This is a genomic window from Scatolibacter rhodanostii (assembly GCF_900197595.1).
Taxonomy (GTDB): domain Bacteria; phylum Bacillota; class Clostridia; order Oscillospirales; family Acutalibacteraceae; genus Scatolibacter; species Scatolibacter rhodanostii.
In genome coordinates this window covers 399,812-420,008 of record NZ_FZLO01000002.1, presented here as the reverse complement: position 1 = coordinate 420,008, position 20,197 = coordinate 399,812, and the positions used below count along the sequence as shown (strand labels likewise).

General features: G+C 38.9%; 19 protein-coding genes and 1 other annotated feature. All 19 genes read left to right on the top strand.

Annotated features, from left to right (window positions below; genetic code table 11):
* Window positions 1-242 precede the first annotated feature (242 nt).
* Window positions 243-1,157 (top strand): ABC transporter permease, encoded by a 915-nt coding sequence (locus tag CS931_RS06625; protein WP_242964917.1) that lies wholly within the window; start codon window positions 243-245, stop codon window positions 1,155-1,157.
* A 19-nt stretch (window positions 1,158-1,176) separates the two neighbouring features.
* Entirely contained in the window at window positions 1,177-2,064 is an 888-nt protein-coding gene (locus CS931_RS06620; protein WP_099204974.1) for a carbohydrate ABC transporter permease, read from the top strand.
* A 55-nt stretch (window positions 2,065-2,119) separates the two neighbouring features.
* Window positions 2,120-3,787 carry an extracellular solute-binding protein gene (locus tag CS931_RS06615; RefSeq protein WP_242964916.1) on the top strand — a complete coding sequence of 556 codons (1,668 nt, stop codon included), beginning with the start codon at window positions 2,120-2,122 and terminating at the stop codon, window positions 3,785-3,787.
* Window positions 3,788-3,895: 108 nt separating this feature from the next.
* Window positions 3,896-5,656, top strand: coding sequence for a sensor histidine kinase (locus CS931_RS06610; protein ID WP_099204973.1), 1,761 nt, complete (start codon window positions 3,896-3,898; stop codon window positions 5,654-5,656).
* A complete protein-coding gene (locus tag CS931_RS06605; protein ID WP_099204972.1) occupies window positions 5,653-7,137 on the top strand; it encodes a response regulator transcription factor in 1,485 nt (494 codons plus the stop codon). Before CS931_RS06610 ends, CS931_RS06605 begins: the two co-directional genes overlap by 4 nt.
* 261 nt (window positions 7,138-7,398) lie before the next feature.
* Window positions 7,399-7,460, top strand: a sequence feature (sodium ion sensor (DUF1646 type); this cis-regulatory element may regulate processes involved in with the transportation of sodium ions).
* Window positions 7,461-7,562: 102 nt separating this feature from the next.
* Entirely contained in the window at window positions 7,563-7,721 is a 159-nt protein-coding gene (locus tag CS931_RS06600) for an OadG family transporter subunit (protein WP_159459756.1), read from the top strand.
* A gap of 53 nt (window positions 7,722-7,774) precedes the next feature.
* Window positions 7,775-8,911 (top strand): sodium ion-translocating decarboxylase subunit beta, encoded by a 1,137-nt coding sequence (locus CS931_RS06595; protein WP_099204970.1) that lies wholly within the window; start codon window positions 7,775-7,777, stop codon window positions 8,909-8,911.
* 155 nt (window positions 8,912-9,066) lie between these two features.
* A complete protein-coding gene (locus CS931_RS06590) occupies window positions 9,067-9,258 on the top strand; it encodes a flagellar FlbD family protein (RefSeq protein WP_099204969.1) in 192 nt (63 codons plus the stop codon).
* Window positions 9,259-9,290: 32 nt separating this feature from the next.
* Window positions 9,291-10,133, top strand: coding sequence for a motility protein A (locus tag CS931_RS06585; protein WP_242964915.1), 843 nt, complete (start codon window positions 9,291-9,293; stop codon window positions 10,131-10,133).
* Between the two features lie 44 nt (window positions 10,134-10,177).
* A complete protein-coding gene (locus CS931_RS06580; protein WP_099204968.1) occupies window positions 10,178-10,975 on the top strand; it encodes an OmpA/MotB family protein in 798 nt (265 codons plus the stop codon).
* Between the two features lie 233 nt (window positions 10,976-11,208).
* The gene (locus CS931_RS13065) at window positions 11,209-11,613 is read left to right on the top strand and encodes a collagen-like protein (protein WP_099204967.1); all 405 of its coding nucleotides are present in this window, start codon (window positions 11,209-11,211) and stop codon (window positions 11,611-11,613) included.
* A 210-nt stretch (window positions 11,614-11,823) separates the two neighbouring features.
* On the top strand, window positions 11,824-12,930 hold the full coding sequence (locus CS931_RS06570) for an AAA family ATPase (protein WP_200814953.1): 1,107 nt from the start codon (window positions 11,824-11,826) through the stop codon (window positions 12,928-12,930).
* Window positions 12,923-15,193 (top strand): S8 family peptidase, encoded by a 2,271-nt coding sequence (locus CS931_RS06565; protein WP_099204966.1) that lies wholly within the window; start codon window positions 12,923-12,925, stop codon window positions 15,191-15,193. The genes CS931_RS06570 and CS931_RS06565 overlap by 8 nt, the downstream gene beginning before the upstream one ends.
* 123 nt (window positions 15,194-15,316) lie before the next feature.
* Window positions 15,317-15,628 carry a DUF5720 family protein gene (locus CS931_RS06560; protein WP_099204965.1) on the top strand — a complete coding sequence of 104 codons (312 nt, stop codon included), beginning with the start codon at window positions 15,317-15,319 and terminating at the stop codon, window positions 15,626-15,628.
* Window positions 15,629-15,660: 32 nt separating this feature from the next.
* Window positions 15,661-16,521 (top strand): DUF6017 domain-containing protein, encoded by an 861-nt coding sequence (locus tag CS931_RS06555; RefSeq protein WP_099204964.1) that lies wholly within the window; start codon window positions 15,661-15,663, stop codon window positions 16,519-16,521.
* A gap of 3 nt (window positions 16,522-16,524) precedes the next feature.
* Window positions 16,525-16,998, top strand: coding sequence for a PcfB family protein (locus tag CS931_RS06550; RefSeq protein ID WP_099204963.1), 474 nt, complete (start codon window positions 16,525-16,527; stop codon window positions 16,996-16,998).
* Entirely contained in the window at window positions 16,995-18,752 is a 1,758-nt protein-coding gene (locus CS931_RS06545) for a VirD4-like conjugal transfer protein, CD1115 family (protein ID WP_099204962.1), read from the top strand. The genes CS931_RS06550 and CS931_RS06545 overlap by 4 nt, the downstream gene beginning before the upstream one ends.
* A 291-nt stretch (window positions 18,753-19,043) precedes the next feature.
* Window positions 19,044-19,259: a Maff2 family mobile element protein gene (locus CS931_RS06535; protein ID WP_099204960.1), complete on the top strand. Its 216-nt coding sequence runs from the start codon at window positions 19,044-19,046 to the stop codon at window positions 19,257-19,259.
* A gap of 83 nt (window positions 19,260-19,342) precedes the next feature.
* Window positions 19,343-20,194: a VirB6/TrbL-like conjugal transfer protein, CD1112 family gene (locus tag CS931_RS06530; protein WP_099205142.1), complete on the top strand. Its 852-nt coding sequence runs from the start codon at window positions 19,343-19,345 to the stop codon at window positions 20,192-20,194.
* Window positions 20,195-20,197 lie beyond the last annotated feature (3 nt).

The following is a 20,197-nucleotide window of genomic DNA, read 5'->3' as shown; positions in this document are numbered from 1 at the left end:
TAGAAAGGTTTATGGGAAACTACTAAAATGAAAAACAAAAATATTTTTGAAACAAACTATAATTTTGCATAAGAAAAATTGACAGAAACCTTAAATTTTAACACTTAAATCAAAAAAATGACCTGTTAATTCAAGGATTATCTCTATATAATTGTTTTTGGATAATAAATAAAGGTAAATTATATATAGTTTTATGAATTATGTATAAGTTTTGTGAACAACAAAAGCGAGGGGGATTTTGATTGAATTGGGTCAAAGTAAGACGTAAATTGATTGACCAGAAATATTTATTGCTAATGGTAATTCCCGGCATTATTTGGATGCTGATTTTTAACTACACACCGATGTATGGAATTATTATTGCTTTTAAAGATTACAAGATAACGAAACCAATTTCAGAAGCCGAATGGGTAGGGCTGAAACATGTTATAGAATTTTTCAAGGATGAAAGATTTTTCTTGATTTTAAAAAATACATTGGGAATTAGTTTTCTTAAATTAATCATTGGTTTTCCTCTCCCAATCTTGTTTGCTATTATGTTAAATGAAGTAAAGCACAACCGATTTAAAAAAGTGGTACAAACCATCTCTTATTTGCCGCACTTTCTGTCATGGGTTGTCTTGGGTGGCATAATGATTACATGGCTTTCAGAAAGCGGATTGCTCAATGAGTTGCTCTTGAGCATGGGACTTATTAAAGAAGCGATTCCGTTTATAGCAAAATCAGAATACTTTTGGGGAGTTGTCATTGTTTCGGATATATGGAAAGAGCTTGGTTGGAACGCCATTATTTATCTGGCCGCTATTTCAGGAATCGACCAATCTATGTATGAAGCAGCCACGGTAGATGGTGCCGGAAGGCTGCGCAAAATATGGAATATTACTTTGCCGAGTATCGCTGGTACGATTACCATTTTGCTAATTCTGGCAGTCGGTAATATGATGAACTCGAACTTTGACCAGATATTTGTGCTGAAAAACACATTAAATGCAGACGCCAGTGATGTGATTGATATTTTTGTTTACCGCATGGGTATTCAATCAGGACGTTTCTCATTTGCCACCGCAGCGGGGCTGTTTAAATCTCTTACCGCAGTGGTATTATTGGTAAGTACGAATACCATTGTTAAAAAAATTAACAATACATCGTTATTTTGATGAAGCAGGGGGAGATAAAATGAAATCAAACAGAAGAACAAAATCAGAGATTGTTTTTGATACGGTCAATGTTCTGGTTATGCTGCTGATTTGCTTTGTGCTGCTTTATCCGATATGGTATACGGTGGTGCATTCCTTTAATGACGCAACAGACGCTATGATGGGACATCTTTATTGGTGGCCTAGAAAATTTAGCTTAGACAGCTATAAAGCAGTATTTAAGAGCAATGAAATTTTTACAGCTTTTGGCATTACAGCAGCAAGAACATTAATCGGAACGGTAACCAGTGTGTTTTTTACAGCGATGGTTGCTTATGGTCTTTCAAAAACAGAACTAATTGGAAGAAAATTTTTCATGGGTATGGGCATTGTGACCATGTTTTTTTCAGGCGGGTTAATCCCTACTTTCTTGTTGATCAAGAATTTGAACTTGTTGGATAATTTCTTCGTCTATATTATCCCGTCACTCTTTAGTTTTTATAACTTGATTATTTTTCAGTCATTTTTTCGTGAATTACCTAAAGAATTAGAAGAAAGCGCAAGAGTAGATGGTGCCAATGACTTTCTTATATTTGTGAGAATTATTATGCCGCTATCCAAAGCGGTATTGGCCACGATAGCACTGTTCAATGGGGTCTATCACTGGAATGAATATTTTTCAGGGGTTATCTACATCAATAACACGAATATACAGCCCATTCAAACGTATTTATACCGTATTGTGGCAGAAGCCAGTTCTGCCGAAATGATGGCCAATATGCCGGGCGGGGTACGATCGACTACGATTAGCAGTCAGTCCATTAAATTGGCGACTATGGTAGTCACAACATTTCCAATTGTCTGTATCTATCCATTTCTTCAAAAATATTTTGTTAAAGGCATGCTTTTAGGTTCTGTGAAAGGCTAATAACAAAATATAAAAAGTTTGGGTAGAGAGGAATATATTTTAGGGAGGTACAAAAGTGAAAAAGAGACTTAGCATGCTATTTAGTGTTTTGATGATTCTTTCAACCTTAGCATCTTGTGCAAGCGATTCAAAAGAATCAAGCAAAAACGCAAGCGAAGCGGGAACATCATCTGCGGCAACATCAGATGTTTCAGCAACACCGACAGCCGATGAACCAGGATGGAAAAGCAATACGGATCCGGTTACCTTTGATTGGTACATTAACTTTTCTTGGTATAAGCCAGCTGAAAGCACAACCATGATTTCCAAATACTTAAAAGAAAAAACAGGTGTAAGCATCAACTTTATTGTTCCCGCAGGCAACGAAAAAGAGAAGTTGAACACGATGATTGCCGGCGGATCATTGCCTGATATGGTCACAATCAGTGCGACAGAAGATAGCATTCGCCAAATTATTGAAGCTGACTTGGTTTATAGCCTAAATGATTTAGCAGACGAGTATGACCCCTACTTCTATGAAGTTGCTGACAAAGAAGTGTTGGATTGGTATGCTCAGCCGGATGGCAAAACATATGGCTATAATAACTCCTATGCTGTTTCAAGCGACTACAAAGAAAAACCTGAAACAATTGAAACACAGCAGACTTTCTTGGTTAGAAAAGATATGTACGAAGCTCTTGGTAAGCCTGACATGCGCACACCTGAAGGCTTCTTAAAGGCTTTAGAAGATGCAAAAGCCATGTACCCTGAAGTAAACGGGCAACCGCTTATTCCTTTTGCATTACATGAATTCTCTGATACAGGCAACTATTCTTTAGATGATTTTTTACAGAATTTCTTGGCTATTTCTAAAGTAGATGCAGATAATAAACTGATTGATAGAAGAGAAGACCCTGAATATCTAACATGGTTGAAAACATTAAGAACAGCCAATGAAAAAGGCTTGATTTCTTCTGATATCTTCATTGACAAACGTGCTCAGATTGACGAAAAAGTGGCACAGGGTCGCTATTTTGCAATGCTTTACCAGAAATCTGACGTTGTCAGCGGACAGGCAGCCAGAAATCTAGAAGATCCTAACAGTGTTTATATTGCGGTTGACGGCATGTTTAATTCTAACTTAGATCAACCTAAACTGAACGGTACTTCTATTACCGGTTGGACACAATCATTAATCACCAAAAACTGTGAAAACCCTGACCGTGCCATTCAACTTTTCACTTATTGGATTTCTGACGAAGGCCAAAGAGATTTATATCTAGGTAAAGAAGGCGAAAGCTGGGATATGGTTGATGGCAAAGAGGTTATGAAGCCAGAACTAAAAGAATTGCTTGTCAATGACCGCGATGAGCACGATAAAATAGTTGGTATGGATCCACTTTGGATGCTTCGTATTGATACCAAAATTCATCAGTGGAAACCTGAAAAAGCAGATTACCTCAAGCAAATGGACGACTGGACAATTGGAAAATCGATTAACTATGCTGCTTTTGATAACATCGCTCCGCCAACAGATAGCGAACAGGGCATTGTAGATACAAAAATTAAGCAAGCATGGGGATTGGCTCTGCCAAAACTTATTTTAGCTGAATCGGAGGAAGAGTTTGATAGCTTGTTCCAAGATTTTGTGAAGACAAAAACTGATTTGGGCTATGACAAGTTGATGGAATATGAGCAAGCCAAGTATGAAGAAAATTTGAAAAAATTGCCGGCACAAGAGTAATTTTTCATTTATAGTAAGCAGAGAATATAGCATACTTATTATGCTGTATTTTCTGCTTTTGTGGTGATTGTGAAAAAATATGTTTTATAATAAAACAGGAGGAGTTTTATGAAGCTGACAATAAATCAAAAGTTAATTTTAGTGTACTTAAGTATTTTTACGGTCCCCAGCATCTTTTTCTCCTTTGTGTTTTTTCACAATATTAAGGAGCAGGAAGAAAAAGATCGCTTTAAAGCCATACAAGAACGATCTAACCAAATTGAAAGCACAGTCCAAAAAAATGGAGATTTAATTTCTAATATTGAATGGTACATTTTACAGGATTATAATTTGTTAGATTTTATTTCGTCAAATCAAAAAAAGACTTCGATGGACTATGTTAATTTTAATAATGATACTATTAAAAACATAAATCAAATGATGGAGATGAATCAAGATATTTATCAAATTCGAATCTTTTCGCATTATGATAACAGTCTTGAAATTTGGCCTCATCTTTATAGCGAAAAACATTTGCAAAGTACTGATTTTTATTCGTTGCTAAACAACAGTAAATCGGGCACCTACTGGCGTTTGAATCACAATGAAAATCATATGGTTTATAATCAGGACAGCAATGTGTCCGTTGTGTCCTTTTATCGCAAAATCTATTATCCGGCAGGAAATTTTGTCGGTATTCTTGAAATAGTTATGTCGGCTGAACATTTTTGGGGATTGGATAACAGTGAGACATCTTTACTGCAAAATCAGCGAGGTCAGCAAAGTAGAGTGTTAATAACCGGTTTGGACGAAGATATTAAAAACCGAGATTACAGCAGTTTTTTGCAGAATTTATCCAAAGAAAAGGCAACTCCCTATCTGCAAACAGTAGAAGATGAGACATTTGCTATTTCACAAACTTATATTGAAAATTTGGATACGTATGTGGTTAATATTTCTGATTTAAGCGAATATAGAGATGAGCTAAATAAAAAAAGAAATTGGACGGTAACCATTACAATTTTATTATTAGTGGCCATTTCGTTTGTGACTGCAACGGCGACAAACGGGCTAATGAAAAAGTTGAGTATTATTACGAAATACGTGAACTACATGCAAGAAGGCAATTTAGATGTAGAAATACCTCTTGACGGGCGCGATGAGTTTGGTGATTTGGCAAGAAGCTTTAATAAAATGGTGCGTTCCATTAGAGAACTGATTGCTAAAATTATTAAAGAAGAAACGGCCACCCAAAAAGCAGAATTAGGCGCACTGCAAGCACAAATTGATTCTCACTTTTTTTACAATACACTAGAAAATATAAAAATGAAAGCAGTCATTGCAAATCAATATGAACTAGCAAACGATATAACAGTATTGGGAAAAATTATGCGCTATAATTTAAACTGGAAAAGCAATTTTGTGTCTTTAAAGGACGAAATAGAACATGTTAAAAATTATTTTGCTGTAGTGAGCATTCGCAATAGCGGGCGTTTTCAGTTAACAATTGAAGTAGAGGATAAGTATCTTAATATGCGTATTCACAAAATGATTTTGCAGCCCTTAGTAGAAAATTCTGTGGTACATGGTTTAGAGAGCAGAAAGTCAGGAAAAATTGTGGTAAAAGCTTATGAAAATGAAAAAAGCTATTGTTTAAGAGTGGAAGATGACGGAATTGGTTTTCCACAAAAAATTGAGCGTGGGACAGTGGGGGAGATTTTAGAAAAAGTTTATACTGTCCATCCCAAAAGTAATGGAATTGCCATTAAAAATGTTTATGAGCGCCTAAAACTATACTATGGAGATAGTGCAGAAATATATATTGACAGCGAGCCCGAATATTACACCCGAATTACCATTGAAATTGATAAGGATAAGGTGGAGCTATGATTCATGCATTATTAGTAGACGACGAAGAAAATATAAGAAAAGGGATAGCCAGCATCCTGAAAAATTCTGATTTAGAGATGGGTAAAATATATGAATGTGAAAATGCAGAGGAAGCGCTGCAGGTTTTGCAGGAAAATGAAATTCATGTCATCATTGCCGATATACGAATGCCGGGAATAAATGGGCTTGCGTTTGTAAGAGAAGCAGCTGCTCAAAACAAAAAAATGCCTCCTGTTATTTTTCTTAGTGGTTATGCCGAGTTTGAATATGCGGCAGAAGCAGTTCGCCTGCAAGCTTTTGACTACCTATTAAAACCGGTCGATATTCAAGAATTGGTAGAAACAGTTCGGCAAGCCAGCAATAGAGAGATGATAATGGCAGAAGGCTTGTTGTATGAAGTGCTTTCGGCGAAGATACAATCAGTGTGGATGTCACAAACAGAACAGGCAGCGAGTGAAGGATACGATTTTCAACAGCATGCAATCTTTGAAAATGAGTTCTGCCTCATGATTGTTAAGTGTGCTTCGATTAAAAATGAGATGCGTTTTATAGAAAATAATCAACATAAATTTTCTTATAGCACACCGTGGATTGCTATGCGTTTCAAGTCAAAATTATTGGTAATTTTTCATCCGCAAAATCGTCAGGCTATTTTACATCAAATCGGAGAAGAAAATATCATCAATCTCTCGCAAACTTCAGTGGGGACGAATGTGAATCATCTAAAGTCGCTTTTGCAAGAAGTTTTAGAAGTGGACAAATATCATAGTATACAGGACATAAAACAGATTAAATTTTCTGCGATTCAAGAGCGCATACAAGGAGAAATATCTTCAAAAGATTTTTCTGTGTTAGAAGATTTCAGAAATCAAGATGAGAAAAAATTAAAAAAAGCAATAGAAAACCTTTTGTGCGAGGAAGCTAAAAAGACTTACTTCTTTGATTATTTTGAAAAACTGGAACAAGAGATATACGTAAAGATTATTAGCAAATACAAAATGGTTTGCCATGAGGCAGATGTATTTGAAAAAGATTGCATACTTAAATACGGGATTGAAGTCTATCAAAAAAAGCTAATTGATTTTTTTGAGGCTGTATCAGAAACTCTGTCTTCTTATCAAAATGGAAAAAATGATTATGAGAACAAGATGAAAACAATCGAAAAATCCATATTGTTTATTGACGAAAATTTTAATAAGAATATCAATATGGCTAGTGTGGCAAATTATGTAGGGCTTAACTATTACTATTTTTCGAATATGTTTAAAAAGATGGTGGGACAATCGTTTGTAGATTATTTAAAAATGGTTCGAACCAATAGGGCGAAACAACTATTGGGTGATTCTGATTTAAAAATATCAGATATATCAAAGAAATGTGGGTATGAGGATGCCAAGCAGTTTTCTAAGATATTTAAAAAACTAACAGGGATGTCTCCCAAAGAATATCAGAGATTTTATGGGCAACAAACAATGGATTAACAGAAAAAGGGACCTGCTAAAAACAGGCTCTTTTTTTTAATCGAACAGCTGAAAGGTTGAAAGAATTTGTTTTAAAGCTTGTAGGGAAGCGTAAAAATGATATAAAGTAGGTCGTAAGACTATGATGAGCTAAAAGCTTGAAGGAGTGTAAGGAGTGAAAAGAAAAGTTTAATTCGAATAATTAATCATAATAGGTTGACTTTTAGACCTAAAATGCTATAATATACTAAAATATTACAAATTTCATATTGGTCATATTCCGGTTGGACAAACTGTGTTCGTGGGTTTGTTTTCAAGTTTTTTGAGCTTCAGGGTGGAGAGCTCCCTTAGGGGAGATTTCCGCCCTTTTTGTCGTCCAATTTACAAAATTGGATTGTATAGCAGCAATATAATTTTATTATTTCATAGAAAGGATGGGTCATAGTATGGGTATTTTGGAGAGCTTAAATATTTCTGTTTTTATGATGGCAGTTGTTTTTGTGGTTTTGTGCGGTTTATTTCTTTTGATTAATCTTTTTTCTTTAATCATTCGTTCAATTGAATCAAAGTCAAAAGATGATGTGAAAACAACAAAAAGACAATAAAAACTACTTCTAAATAGAAAATGAGCTTGGGTACGTAAAAGAGGGAGAATAATATGTTTATTGAGGCTATTCAAAAGATATGGGCCAGTTCTGGCTTTGTCAGTTTAACATGGCAGCATTTGGTGATGATATTGGTTGCTTGCGTATTAGTTTATTTGGCAATTGCCAAAAAATTTGAACCAATGTTACTATTGCCAATTGCATTTGGTATTTTGCTTGTGAATTTACCCTTTACCGGTCTTATGGATGCACCGGCTTCGTCATCTGAAGCAGGTGGATTATTATATTATCTGTACCAAGGTGTAAAAAAGGGAATTTATCCGTCATTAATTTTCCTTGGCATTGGCGCTATGACAGATTTTGGCCCGCTCATTGCCAGACCGGCCAGTCTTTTTATCGGTGCCGGAGCACAGTTTGGTATTGCCATTGCGTTTATGATTGCTACAGCACTGGGATTTACACCGCAAGAAGCAGCCAGTATCGGTATCATCGGTGGTGCAGATGGCCCCACAGCTATTTTCTTAACATCTAAGCTAGCGCCTGCTCTTTTGCCGGCTATTGCAGTGGCAGCATACTCTTATATGGCACTAATTCCTATGATTCAACCACCTCTTATGAGATTAATGACTAGCAAAAAAGATCGCGAAATTAAAATGGAGCAAACTCGGACGGTTTCAAAGCTAGAGAAAATCTGTTTTCCAATTATCGTCACAATTTTTTGTGTTTTGTTGCTGCCTTCCACAGCTCCGCTTATTGGTATGCTGATGCTTGGTAATTTATTTAAAGAATCAGGTGTGGTAGAACGTTTGTCAAGCACAGCGCAAAATGCTTTGATTAATATTGTTACTATCTTCCTTGGCGTCACCGTAGGTGCTACAGCCAATGCCGAAACCTTCTTGAAGTTGGACACCATCAAAATTATCGTACTAGGATTGATTGCATTTATGTTCAGTACAATTGGTGGGTTACTTCTTGGAAAATTGATGTGTGTGATTACCAAAGGGAAAATCAATCCGCTTATTGGCTCTGCTGGTGTATCCGCTGTGCCAATGGCCGCTCGAGTTTCTCAAATTGAAGGACAAAAAGCCAATCCGGGCAACTTCTTATTAATGCACGCTATGGGACCGAACGTTGCAGGTGTAATTGGTTCTGCGGTTGCGGCAGGTGTTTTGCTGGCTCTCTTTGGTTAATAATTTAAAAGTTCTTATTTTGTGCCTGATTTCAATGGATACATTAAATTCAGGCACTACTTTTACTTATTTTTGGATTTATAGTAAGAGAAGCAGATACAAAATGATTTAGAAACTTAAGGCTAAAAACATAAAAAATAAAGAGAGGGATAAAAATGATTGAGCTAACCAAGTTAAATGACGTTCCCTTCGTTCTAAACTCAGATTTAATTGAGACCATTGAAGAAACACCGGATACTACCATTCGCTTGATTAATAAAAATTATTATATCGTGAAAGAATCAGCTCATGAAATTAAACAAAGAGTAATTCGCTTTAAAAAGAACTGCAGTGGGTTTTCTTGGTAAAATGAATTCTAGGATAAGGAGTTGAGTGGGAGTTGAAAAGATCGTTTGACATTGCGTCAATAATTGGATTTATACTCGCAATTGGATTGGTTATTTTTGGGATTGTGTTTGTGGTAGACAGTGAGACGAATGTAGGGTCTATTGTGACCACAAATATCGGAAGTTTTATTGATATCCCTAGTGTGGCGATTGTGTTTGGCGGTGTGCTGGGGTGTTTGCTCGTTATGTTTCCGATGTCTCAGTTTGCAAAAATACCCAAACATTTAAGAATTATTTTTATGCCAACTCAATATGTGCCAACTAAATATATTGAAGTGTTAGTTGAATGCGCAAGAAAAGCACGTGAAAAAGGCTTGTTGGCATTGGAAGAAGACGCCAATACACAGCAAGATGAATTTTTAAGAAACAGCCTTCAGATGGTGGTAGATTCTCATGACCCCGAAAAAGTAAAAGAAGAAATGGAATCTTGGCTAGACAGCATTGATGAGAGGCATGCGCAAGAACGGTCTTTTTATGATAAGGGTGCAGCGCTAGGTCCCGCATTTGGTATGATTGGCACTTTGATTGGTCTCATTAATATGCTGAAAACATTAGAGGACGTTTCTTCGGTTGGTCCTAATATGGCGGTTGCATTGGTCACTACTTTTTACGGATCTATATTGGCGAATGTTATCTTTGCCCCTATTTCAAACAAACTTCGTGCCAGAAACGATGAGGAATATCTTTGTATGCGCATTATTTGTGAGGGTGTACAAGCCATTCAGGCAGGAGAAAACCCTAACTTGGTACAGTCTAGATTATTGCATTTGTTACCGGCTTATAAGCAAAAAAAATACGGTGGCAGCACTAAACGAGAAAATAAAGACAGCAAATAAAGTGATTTTGATTGGATGGTATCAACAGGCAAGGGGGGGAGAAAATGCGTAAACAAAGAGATGACGGAGAAGGTGGAGATAGTTGGCTTAATACATATGCAGATATGGTGACTTTGCTGTTGACTTTTTTTGCGGTGCTTTTGAGCATGTCTAGCACAGACGAAGGAAAGTTTAATGCATTTATTAAGTCTTTTTCTAATTTATCTCCTGAAGTGATTGAGCAAATAACGAATCCATCTAGTGACGCTGTGGCAGATAGCGATTTGGTTATAACAGATATGGAAGAATTGTTTAAGCTGCTAAACAACTATGTTCATGAGAGTAATCAGGAGAGTCAAATACAGCTTTCGGTGGATAGCGGCATAATTTATATTCGTTTCTCTACAACACTATTCTTTGAGCCGGATGAGTATGTTTTACGTCAAGAAAGCCTACCTGTGTTAGATTTTATCAGCGGCGGTCTAAAGCAGTATGAAGAAAAAATCCGAATGGTAAATGTAATCGGATACACAGCTACCGTACCAAACGGCACCTCCTATTGGATGCTTTCTGGAGAGCGTGCCGCAACAGTTGCCACTTATTTTAATAATAAAAGCAACTTTGATGCGGAAAAACTGACTGTGATGGGATATGGAAACCAATACCCTGTATCTGAGAATGATACAGAAGCGGGAAGAAGAAAAAACAGAAGGGTTGAGTTAGTCATTATCGGAAATGAAAGCTCGGCAGATTTTAATATGGAAGATGTTTTGGGTGCTTTTTATGATAATAAAGCCTACCCAGCGACAGGAAGTGTAAAAGATATCATTTTGCCAGAGTCAAGTTTGCCAAAATCCGAATAAACATAAAGAGATAACATCACGCCAAAAGAGAGCCAGGTTTTTTTACCTAGGCTCTCTTTTGGCGTGATGGCAATAAAATATTTTAAGTTTAAAGCGCGATAAGCACCTATTTTCAAAAGTGGTGAGATTAAGTGTATCTGGTACCGTTTTAATTTAGAACACATATTATAATTAATATTAGGGTAAAGTTAATCAAAGCTCTATTAATAATTACTTTTGAAGGAGCCTTATCCATGAATCAATATAATGATTATCAATGCACACGCTGTGGAGCATACTATGGGCAATGTGGATGCAACTCAGGGTACTGTTGCTACTGTAACGGAAGTATCTGTTGCCAGTATTTGCAAGGGCCAACGGGGCCGACAGGTCCACAAGGTGTCACGGGTTCTACGGGAATACAAGGTCCACAAGGCATTCAGGGCAATACCGGCTCCACAGGTCCGACAGGAGCAACTGGTCCCACTGGGGTTACAGGTCCAGCCGGAGCAGACAGTGACACAGGAGCTACCGGACCGACAGGACCGACAGGAGCCACTGGTCCCACTGGGGTTACAGGTCCAGCCGGAGCAGACAGTGACACAGGAGCAACCGGCCCCACAGGTCCGACGGCTACATATATTTATGCTCAAAGCTGAAAAAACCTTTGTTTACAGGGGTTTCACGCAATAACAAAATAAAACATATAACCGAATAACCACACAAAACGCTGTCTGAAAGGAATACAAGCCGCAGAAAGCGTTTTGTTTCATTTTTTAATATTTTCAAACATTGAAACAAAATACTTGAAAAATCCTTGTTTTTATTATATAATGATACTGTTTCAAAGTAGAGTACGAGGTGAAAATATGAACAGTGATGAACTGATACCCAAATTAGTTAGAGCTTGTCTGGATAATGATAGGCGCTTAGTCGAAGAAATTTCTACAATGTTAGTGAAAGTATTTAAAAAGAGCGCTCCTGATATAGCTCGTGAAATTTCTCAATCTTTAACATATGCACGTAATGGAGCTTCCACAATACGTTCAATGGATGTCCAACCACTTCCTATTGACAGAGAATCTAGATTTACTTTATGTAAAGCCGAAGAACCGCTGGAAATAGAAGAACCAATTTTGATGGAAGACACATTTTTAGAATTGCAGAATTTTATTTACGAACGAAGCAAGATTGAAAAGTTAATATTGGAAGATATTACTCCACCAAATAGTTTGCTTTTCGTAGGAGACCCTGGAGTTGGAAAAACTTATTCGGCTAAATGGCTTTCTTATAAATTAGATTTGCCATTAATAACAATGGATTTAGCAACGTCTATTTCAAGTTATTTAGGTCGTTCTGGTCAAAACATCAAGAGTATATTTGATTATGCACGCTCTTTTCCTGCTATCCTTTTATTGGATGAAATTGATTCTATTGCTAAGAAAAGAGATGATTCTTCTGATTTAGGAGAATTGAAACGCTTAGTTAATGTGTTGTTAAAAGAACTGGAAACTTGGCCGAGTCAAAGCGTGGTGATTGCGGCTACAAATCATCCTGATTTATTAGACAAAGCAATTTGGCGACGTTTTGACCGTACAGTTGATTTCAAATTGCCGGGAATTCAAGAACGACAAGCATTGCTTGAAAGATATTTAGGAAAGTACTATAGACTATTATCGCCCGCTGCAATATCATTTGCTATAAAACAAACTGATTCAATAAACGCAGCCGATATTTGCAAACTCTGTATGCATGCAAAAAGAAAAATAGTTTTGGAAGACAGTAATCCAGATTTAGTTATATTTGAAGAATTTTGTTCAGGACATTTTTATAGTAGAAATAGTAAAATAGAGATTTGCAAATTATTAAAAGAAGTTAATCCAGCGTTTAGTGTTAGGGATATTTCTAGAATAACGAAAATTTCCATAACATCAGTAAGCAGATATTTACAGAACGGAGGTAACGTAAATGAATAATAAACATCCTATTTTAGGTCGTGGTGAATTATATATCAGTGACATAGATAAACGATATTATGGTGGTCCTCCCAAGCTTCCACATTCTTATCATGAAAATAAAATTACTTTAATTAACAGTATTTCTTCCATACAAGAAGAGATCAAACATAATGATGAGATATTTTTGTCAGAAAAAGTTATATGTATGCGTATGGAACCAAAATTTGAGGCTAAATCTTATTCTCCTGATATGCTTTTATCTATTGACGGAATTACGCCTATTGGCGGAAGAAAGTATACGATTTCCAAGTCTGAAGAAGGGCAGGTTAAATCAAAACTATACTTTGCTAAAACTAATGATGACGGACTTGAAAACTTGAAGCATGTTCTTCAATCGGGACAAAAAGATAGTGTTGTAACATGGCAAAATCAAATATGTACTATCCGTACTATCGACCTATTGGCACCCAATGAAAAATTATCAGGATTTTCAAGCACATGGGATAGTGGATTGGTTGAAATAGTTTTACATCCATTCTTTTGGGATGACAATTTTGCTATGGAGCAGTTTCTATCAATACTAAATTTAGATAAAGATAAATACAAAATGACAGGTTATCACAACGGACCTTTATTTTGTGCCGCAGAATGTACTCAGGAAACTATCAATAAATTGTTAATGTTTAATCCTTTACGCACTATACATCCATTAGGCGAATTGAACATCCCAAACATGAGAGGAAAAGATTTTTTTGACGCACCAGTGCCTCCCATCTACAAGGGAAAACCGCAAATAACAATTGGTATATTTGACGGAGGTGCTGATGAGACATTACCTCATTTAAAAGATTTTATTACAGTTCATAATCTAACATCCGTAAATAGTCACCCATCTTTAATTGCACATGGAACGGCTGTATGTGGTGCTTCTTTATATGGAGTGCTAAATTATAAAAAAAGTAGTGAGCAACTAGATACCCCTATTGTTTCAGTTGAATCATATAGAATTTTGCCACAAAAACAGACAGGAAATCCATTAGAAGATAACGGACTTTACCCAGCAATTGATGAAATCGAAAAGGTGGTTACTCAACGTGCTGATATTAAATTATATAATCTGTCATTCGGGCCCCGTGGTGCAATTATTGACGATGATATTAGTAGGTTCACATATGCGTTAGATATATTATCTACATTGCCACATCATCCGTTATTTTGTGTTGCGGTTGGAAATGATGGCGATTTACCTTATCCATTTAACCGTGTCCAAGCTCCGGCAGACTTAGTAAATGGTTTAGGTATAGGTGCATATACTTTTGATAGAACAGGAGATAAGGTTCGTGCTAATTATAGTTGTATTGGACCAGGACGTGAGGGTTGTAAAGTCAAACCAGACATATTAGAATTCGGTGGTTCTCCTGAAAATCCTGCAATTTTAATTAGTACTACTGCGAATAAAACAATAACTGAGTGCGGCACAAGTTTTTCTTCTCCGATAGTTGCGGGAAAATTAGGAAAAATCATGGCGTTATCACCTGAAATTTCTCCTCAGATGGCAAGGACATTACTGATTCATACTGCCGAAGATTCGGAAGAATTAGGTATCGAAGAAATCGGATTCGGCTTTTGTACAGAAAACATACAGGATATTCTTAATTGTGAAGATAATAAAGTAATAGTACTGTATGAAGGTAATATTGTACCAAAGCAAAATATCAAACTCCCTATACTACTTCCTAATTTGAATGGAATTAAATGTAATGCTAATATTACATGGACAATTTCAACATTAGCTGAACTAAATCCCAATGATGTTGATTCGTATACATGTAATTGTATCGAAGATTATTTCTATCCACATGACAATCATTTTAATTATTTTAAAAACACTATAAATGGTAGACGTCAAAAAGCCGCTTTTGCTGGAAGTGGAGAAGAACAGGAACTTATTGACTTAGGATATAATCGTTCTGATTTGCCTATCTCAAAGCCACCAAAAAAGTTTTTAAGTGAAGATGAATTACGGTCTCAACATTTAAAATGGGATACTATTGTAAAGAAGACACTTAATATGAGAGTATCTTCTTTACATAATCCATTTTTTATTCTTCATGGTATGAATAGGGATATTTTCAATACAGAAACTATGAAATACTTTGTGGCAATAACTATAGATATCCCAAAATATTCAGGAATTTTATATGATGATATATTGACACAATATCGTGGGCTTGTACCCATAAATATCCAAACGGAAAATCAACTATTTGTCAAAGTATAAGGGGAAATATTATTATTCTGATATTATATAACTGAATAAACGCACCAAACGCTATCTGAATGGCACACAAGCCTAAGGATAGCGTTTTTTTATACCCATTTTCAAGAAAGGAGCTATTGCAATATGAGCAAAGAAAAAACCATCGGTGAACTGCTGGAAGAAGCGCGGAAAAAATCCGGCGCCCCCAAACTGGCAGGGCACGACATTATGGACCTGGAGCGTTTCGCTCCCGATACCCGGCACATGATTGTCTTTGATGTGCTTTCCCATGAATCCCCCGTTGGTTTCAAAGGTGAGCGTATGCGTCTGTTCCTGACGGACGAAGGATACAAAAAAGCATTGGCCTCTCAGGGGCGCAATGAAATTAAAATCAGAAACCATGCCAGAGTATCATCCAGCCATCTTCTCTACGACCATAGGGAACAGCCTCTATAATGCGGAGCCGCCCGGAAAGGAGCTGATACACAATGGCAGTATTCCGTATAGAAAAAACCAGGGATTATACGGTGATGGCAAACCACCATCTACGCAACACGGCACTTTCGCTAAAAGCAAAGGGGCTTCTCTCCCTCATGCTCTCCCTGCCGGAAAATTGGGATTACACCACAAAAGGGCTTGCCCGGATATGCAGGGATGGCGTGGACAGCATTTGCGCCACGGTAAAGGAACTGGAAGAACACGGGTACATCATCCGTGAGCGTATCCGCAATTCCAAAGGGCAGCTCACCGCGATTGAATATACCATTTTAGAGCACCCTAAACTGCCTTTGCCTGAACAGGAAAAACCTGAACGGGAAAATCCAGTTTTGGATAATCCAATCATGGAAGAACCTGAACAGGTAAATCCCGCACAATTAAATACTAAGAAATCAAGTAACCAAAAATCAATAACTGATTTATCAAGTACGGAACCATCAAATCCTTATGAGCCGCAGGCGGCGGATGGGATAGGAATGGATACGAGAGAAACATACCGTGAAATCATTTTGGAAAATATCGAGTATGACATTCTCATTCAGGACCGCAAACTTGACCGTGACCGTCTGGATGAAATCGTGGAACTGCTTGTGGACACGGTTTGTTCCGCAAGGCAGACCATCCGCATATCGGGGGATGACTTCCCCGCCGAGGTGGTAAAGTCCCGGCTTTTGAAGCTGGACAGTAGCCACATCCAATATGTGCTTGACTGTATGGCGGCCAACACCACTTATGTCCGCAACATCAAGAAATATCTTCTGGCGGCGCTGTTCAATGCTCCGGCCACCATTGGAAATTATTACTCTGCCCTGGTAAACCATGACCTGTACGGCAGCGGAGAAAGGAGGTAGCCCTTGCAGGAAGAAGTTACTCAAAAAACCATAGCCTTATCCATTCAAACGGCAAAGCTGACCGCCTCTGTTTTACAGAAAGCCCTTAAAAAGCTGCTGGAGGCGCAGAAAAAGAAAAAGTCTCGGCTTCATCAAGGCAAACAGACCTTGCGGCAGCTTATGAAACACAATACAGGCGTTTCCAACATTGAAATCACTGACGAGAATATCAAAGCCTTTGATCACACGGCGAAAAAATACGGTGTTGACTTTGCCCTGAAAAAAGATATTTCCACGCAGCCGCCCCGTTACCTGGTGTTTTTCAAAGGGCGGGACGCTGATGTGCTGACAGCGGCATTCAAGGAGTTTTCCGCAAAGAACCTTAACCGGGAGAAAAAGCCCTCCATCCGAAAACTGCTTTCCCAAATGCGGGAGAAAACAAAGCAGCATCGGCAGCGGGAAAAAGTCAAGACCAAAGAACGGGGGCAGGAACTATGAATGTAAATATCAAGAAAATCATTCTCCCGAACCTGCCCTACGTACTGTTCCTATGGTTGTTTGATAAAGTTGGGCAGGCGTTCCGGCTTGCGGCCGGTGCGGACCTCTCCGCAAAAATCATCAACCTGGGCGGAGGCTTTAACGCAGCCTTTGAAAATATGGCGCCCTCTCTCCATCTGCTTGACCTCTGTGTCGGCATTGTGGGTATGACCGTTATTCGCTTGGTTGTTTATTTCAAAGGCAAGAACGCTAAGAAATACCGCCAGGGTATTGAATACGGCTCTGCCCGGTGGGGAAATGCCCAGGATATTGCTCCGTACATGGACAGCGATTTTTCAAACAATGTCATTCTCACCCAGACGGAGCGCCTCACTATGTCAAGCCGCCCGAAGAACCCAAAGTATGCCAGAAATAAAAACATCCTGGTGATCGGCGGCTCCGGCAGCGGCAAGACCCGTTTCTTTTGCAAGCCTAACCTCATGCAGCTCCATTCTTCCTATGTGGTGACGGACCCGAAGGGCACGGTGCTTGTGGAGTGCGGCAGATTGCTCCAAAGGGGCGGCTACCGGATAAAGGTACTGAATACCATCAATTTCAGAAAGAGTATGCACTACAATCCCTTTGCCTATATCCGTTCCGAAAAGGACATTTTGAAGCTGGTAAACACCATCATTATGAACACCAAAGGTGACGGTGAAAAAGCCGGTGAGGATTTTTGGGTGAAAGCGGAACGGCTCTTATACTGTGCCTTAATCGGCTATATCTGGTACGAGGCCCCGGAGGAAGAAAAGAATTTCATTACCCTGCTGGAGCTTATCAACGCTTCCGAGGCAAAAGAGGATGACGAGGAATACCAAAGCCCTGTTGATCTGCTCTTTTCGCAGTTGGAAGAAAAGGACCCGGACCATTTTGCCGTGAAGCAGTATAAAAAATATAAGCTGGCGGCAGGCAAGACCGCAAAGAGCATACTTATTTCCTGTGGTGCCCGCCTTGCCCCATTCGATATAAAAGAACTCCGTGACCTGCTGGAATATGACGAGCTCGAACTTGACACCCTGGGCGATAGAAAAACTGCCCTGTTTCTCATTATGAGCGATACGGATACTACTTTTAATTTCGTTATTGCTATTCTTCAAAGCCAGTTGTTCAATTTATTGTGCGATAAGGCGGATGATGTATACGGCGGGCGGCTACCTGTTCATGTCAGGTGCATTTTAGACGAATTTGCCAATATCGGGCAGATACCCAATTTCGATAAACTCATAGCCACCATCAGGAGCCGGGAAATCTCGGCTTCTATTATTTTGCAGTCGCAGTCACAATTAAAGTCCATCTACAAGGAGGCAGCGGATACCATAGCCGGCAACTGCGACACAACCTTGTTTTTGGGAGGCAAGGAGAAATCCACCCTGAAAGAAATCTCGGAGATATTGGGCAAAGAAACCATAGACAGCTTCAATACCTCCGAAAACCGGGGTACGCAGATTTCTCACGGCCTCAATTATCAAAAATTAGGAAAGGAGTTGATGACCCAGGATGAAATTGCGGTAATGGACGGAGGCAAGTGTATTTTGCAGGTACGGGGTGTGAGGCCGTTTTTCTCAGATAAATACGACATTATGAAACATCCGAACTACAAACACCTTGCCGACGCCGACAAGAAAAATGAATTTGATATTGAACGGTACATAAAAAGGAAACTAACGCTGGTAAAGCCGGATGAGCCCTTTGAACTGTACGAACTGGAAATATAAAAAGAGCCCGAAGGCTCATTTCTTGTGGTTGTTGTCCTGCTGGTTGCCATACAACCCTGCTTACCAAAGCTCCCCGCGGTTCCAAGCAGGACAACGAGAAAGATTGCTAACATAGACATCCACTCCTTTAATTTAGGGAAAAGATTTGTTGCAATTTCTTGTATTATTGCTTCTGCAAAAGCAGAAAGCGTAAACACAAGCGGTGTAATGGCAATGTTGGGGAGTGTGGGAATTGAACCCACACAGAGGAACATGCTGAAAAAATTATAACATGAAAGCGAGGAAAAATATATGGCATTTTTTAATTCTGCGGTAGATGTATTGCAAACCCTTGTTATCGCATTGGGAGCCGGTCTTGCCATCTGGGGCGTTATCAACCTCATGGAGGGATATGGCAATGATAATCCAGGCGCGAAATCACAAGGGATGAAACAGCTTATGGCTGGCGGCGGCATTGCCCTTATCGGCCTTACCCTTGTGCCTCTGCTCTCCGGCCTGTTCGGTTAAACCGTGCAAATTCAACCCTTTGTGTCCTCCTGCTTCTATGCGGGAGGGCACAGGAAAGGAGGTGGTTCTGATTGATATTAGACATGATTAAGGAGTGGTTCAAGGAACTTCTGATTGACGGTATTACCAGCAATTTAACAGGAATGTTCGACACGGTAAATACCAAAGTGGCGGAAATCGCCGGTGATGTAGGCATGACGCCATCCGCATGGAATGGCAGTATCTTCAACATGATAAAAAGCCTTTCGGAAACCGTCATCCTCCCCATAGCCGGTATCATTCTGACCTTTGTCATGTGTTACGAACTGATACAGATTGTCATTGAGAAAAACAATCTCCATGACATAGACACATGGATATTCTTCAAGTGGATTTTCAAGACAATGTGTGCCGTGCTGCTGGTAACGAACACCTGGAATATCGTCATGGGCATATTCGACCTGACGCAGCATGTGGTGAACCAAAGCGCCGGAGTGATTATTTCCGACGCGGGAATAGACATCACAAGCACCATAGCGGACCTGGAAACAAGGCTTGCGGATTGGGATATTGGCACCCTGTTGGGATTATGGTTTCAAAGTATCTTTGTGGGGCTTACCATGAACATTCTTTCTGTGTGCATTTTCCTTGTCATCTACGGCAGAATGATTGAAATATATCTGACGACCTCAATCGGGCCTATTCCTCTTGCCACAATGGTAAACCGGGAATGGGGCGGCATGGGCCAGAACTATTTGAAATCCCTGTTTGCCCTGGGCTTCCAGGCGTTCCTTATCATGGTGTGTGTCGGTATCTATGGAGTGCTGGTACAGAATATCTCCGTGGACGATGACATAATGGGAGCCATATGGTCCTGCATGGGGTACACGGTTCTTCTCTGCTACACATTGTTCAAAACAGGCAGCTTGGCGAAAAGCCTGTTTGCAGCCCATTAAAGG

Bases quoted from the DNA above. Each gene is read 5' to 3' on its own strand.
- CS931_RS06620 (WP_099204974.1), top strand. From the start codon at position 1,177: ATGAAATCAAACAGAAGAACAAAATCAGAGATTGTTTTTGATACGGTC.
- CS931_RS06610 (WP_099204973.1), top strand. From the start codon at position 3,896: ATGAAGCTGACAATAAATCAAAAGTTAATTTTAGTGTACTTAAGTATT.
- CS931_RS06605 (WP_099204972.1), top strand. From the start codon at position 5,653: ATGATTCATGCATTATTAGTAGACGACGAAGAAAATATAAGAAAAGGG.
- CS931_RS06600 (WP_159459756.1), top strand. From the start codon at position 7,563: ATGGGTATTTTGGAGAGCTTAAATATTTCTGTTTTTATGATGGCAGTT.
- CS931_RS06595 (WP_099204970.1), top strand. From the start codon at position 7,775: ATGTTTATTGAGGCTATTCAAAAGATATGGGCCAGTTCTGGCTTTGTC.
- CS931_RS06590 (WP_099204969.1), top strand. From the start codon at position 9,067: ATGATTGAGCTAACCAAGTTAAATGACGTTCCCTTCGTTCTAAACTCA.
- CS931_RS06580 (WP_099204968.1), top strand. From the start codon at position 10,178: ATGCGTAAACAAAGAGATGACGGAGAAGGTGGAGATAGTTGGCTTAAT.
- CS931_RS13065 (WP_099204967.1), top strand. From the start codon at position 11,209: ATGAATCAATATAATGATTATCAATGCACACGCTGTGGAGCATACTAT.
- CS931_RS06570 (WP_200814953.1), top strand. From the start codon at position 11,824: ATGAACAGTGATGAACTGATACCCAAATTAGTTAGAGCTTGTCTGGAT.
- CS931_RS06565 (WP_099204966.1), top strand. From the start codon at position 12,923: ATGAATAATAAACATCCTATTTTAGGTCGTGGTGAATTATATATCAGT.
- CS931_RS06560 (WP_099204965.1), top strand. From the start codon at position 15,317: ATGAGCAAAGAAAAAACCATCGGTGAACTGCTGGAAGAAGCGCGGAAA.
- CS931_RS06555 (WP_099204964.1), top strand. From the start codon at position 15,661: ATGGCAGTATTCCGTATAGAAAAAACCAGGGATTATACGGTGATGGCA.
- CS931_RS06545 (WP_099204962.1), top strand. From the start codon at position 16,995: ATGAATGTAAATATCAAGAAAATCATTCTCCCGAACCTGCCCTACGTA.
- CS931_RS06535 (WP_099204960.1), top strand. From the start codon at position 19,044: ATGGCATTTTTTAATTCTGCGGTAGATGTATTGCAAACCCTTGTTATC.
- CS931_RS06530 (WP_099205142.1), top strand. From the start codon at position 19,343: ATGATTAAGGAGTGGTTCAAGGAACTTCTGATTGACGGTATTACCAGC.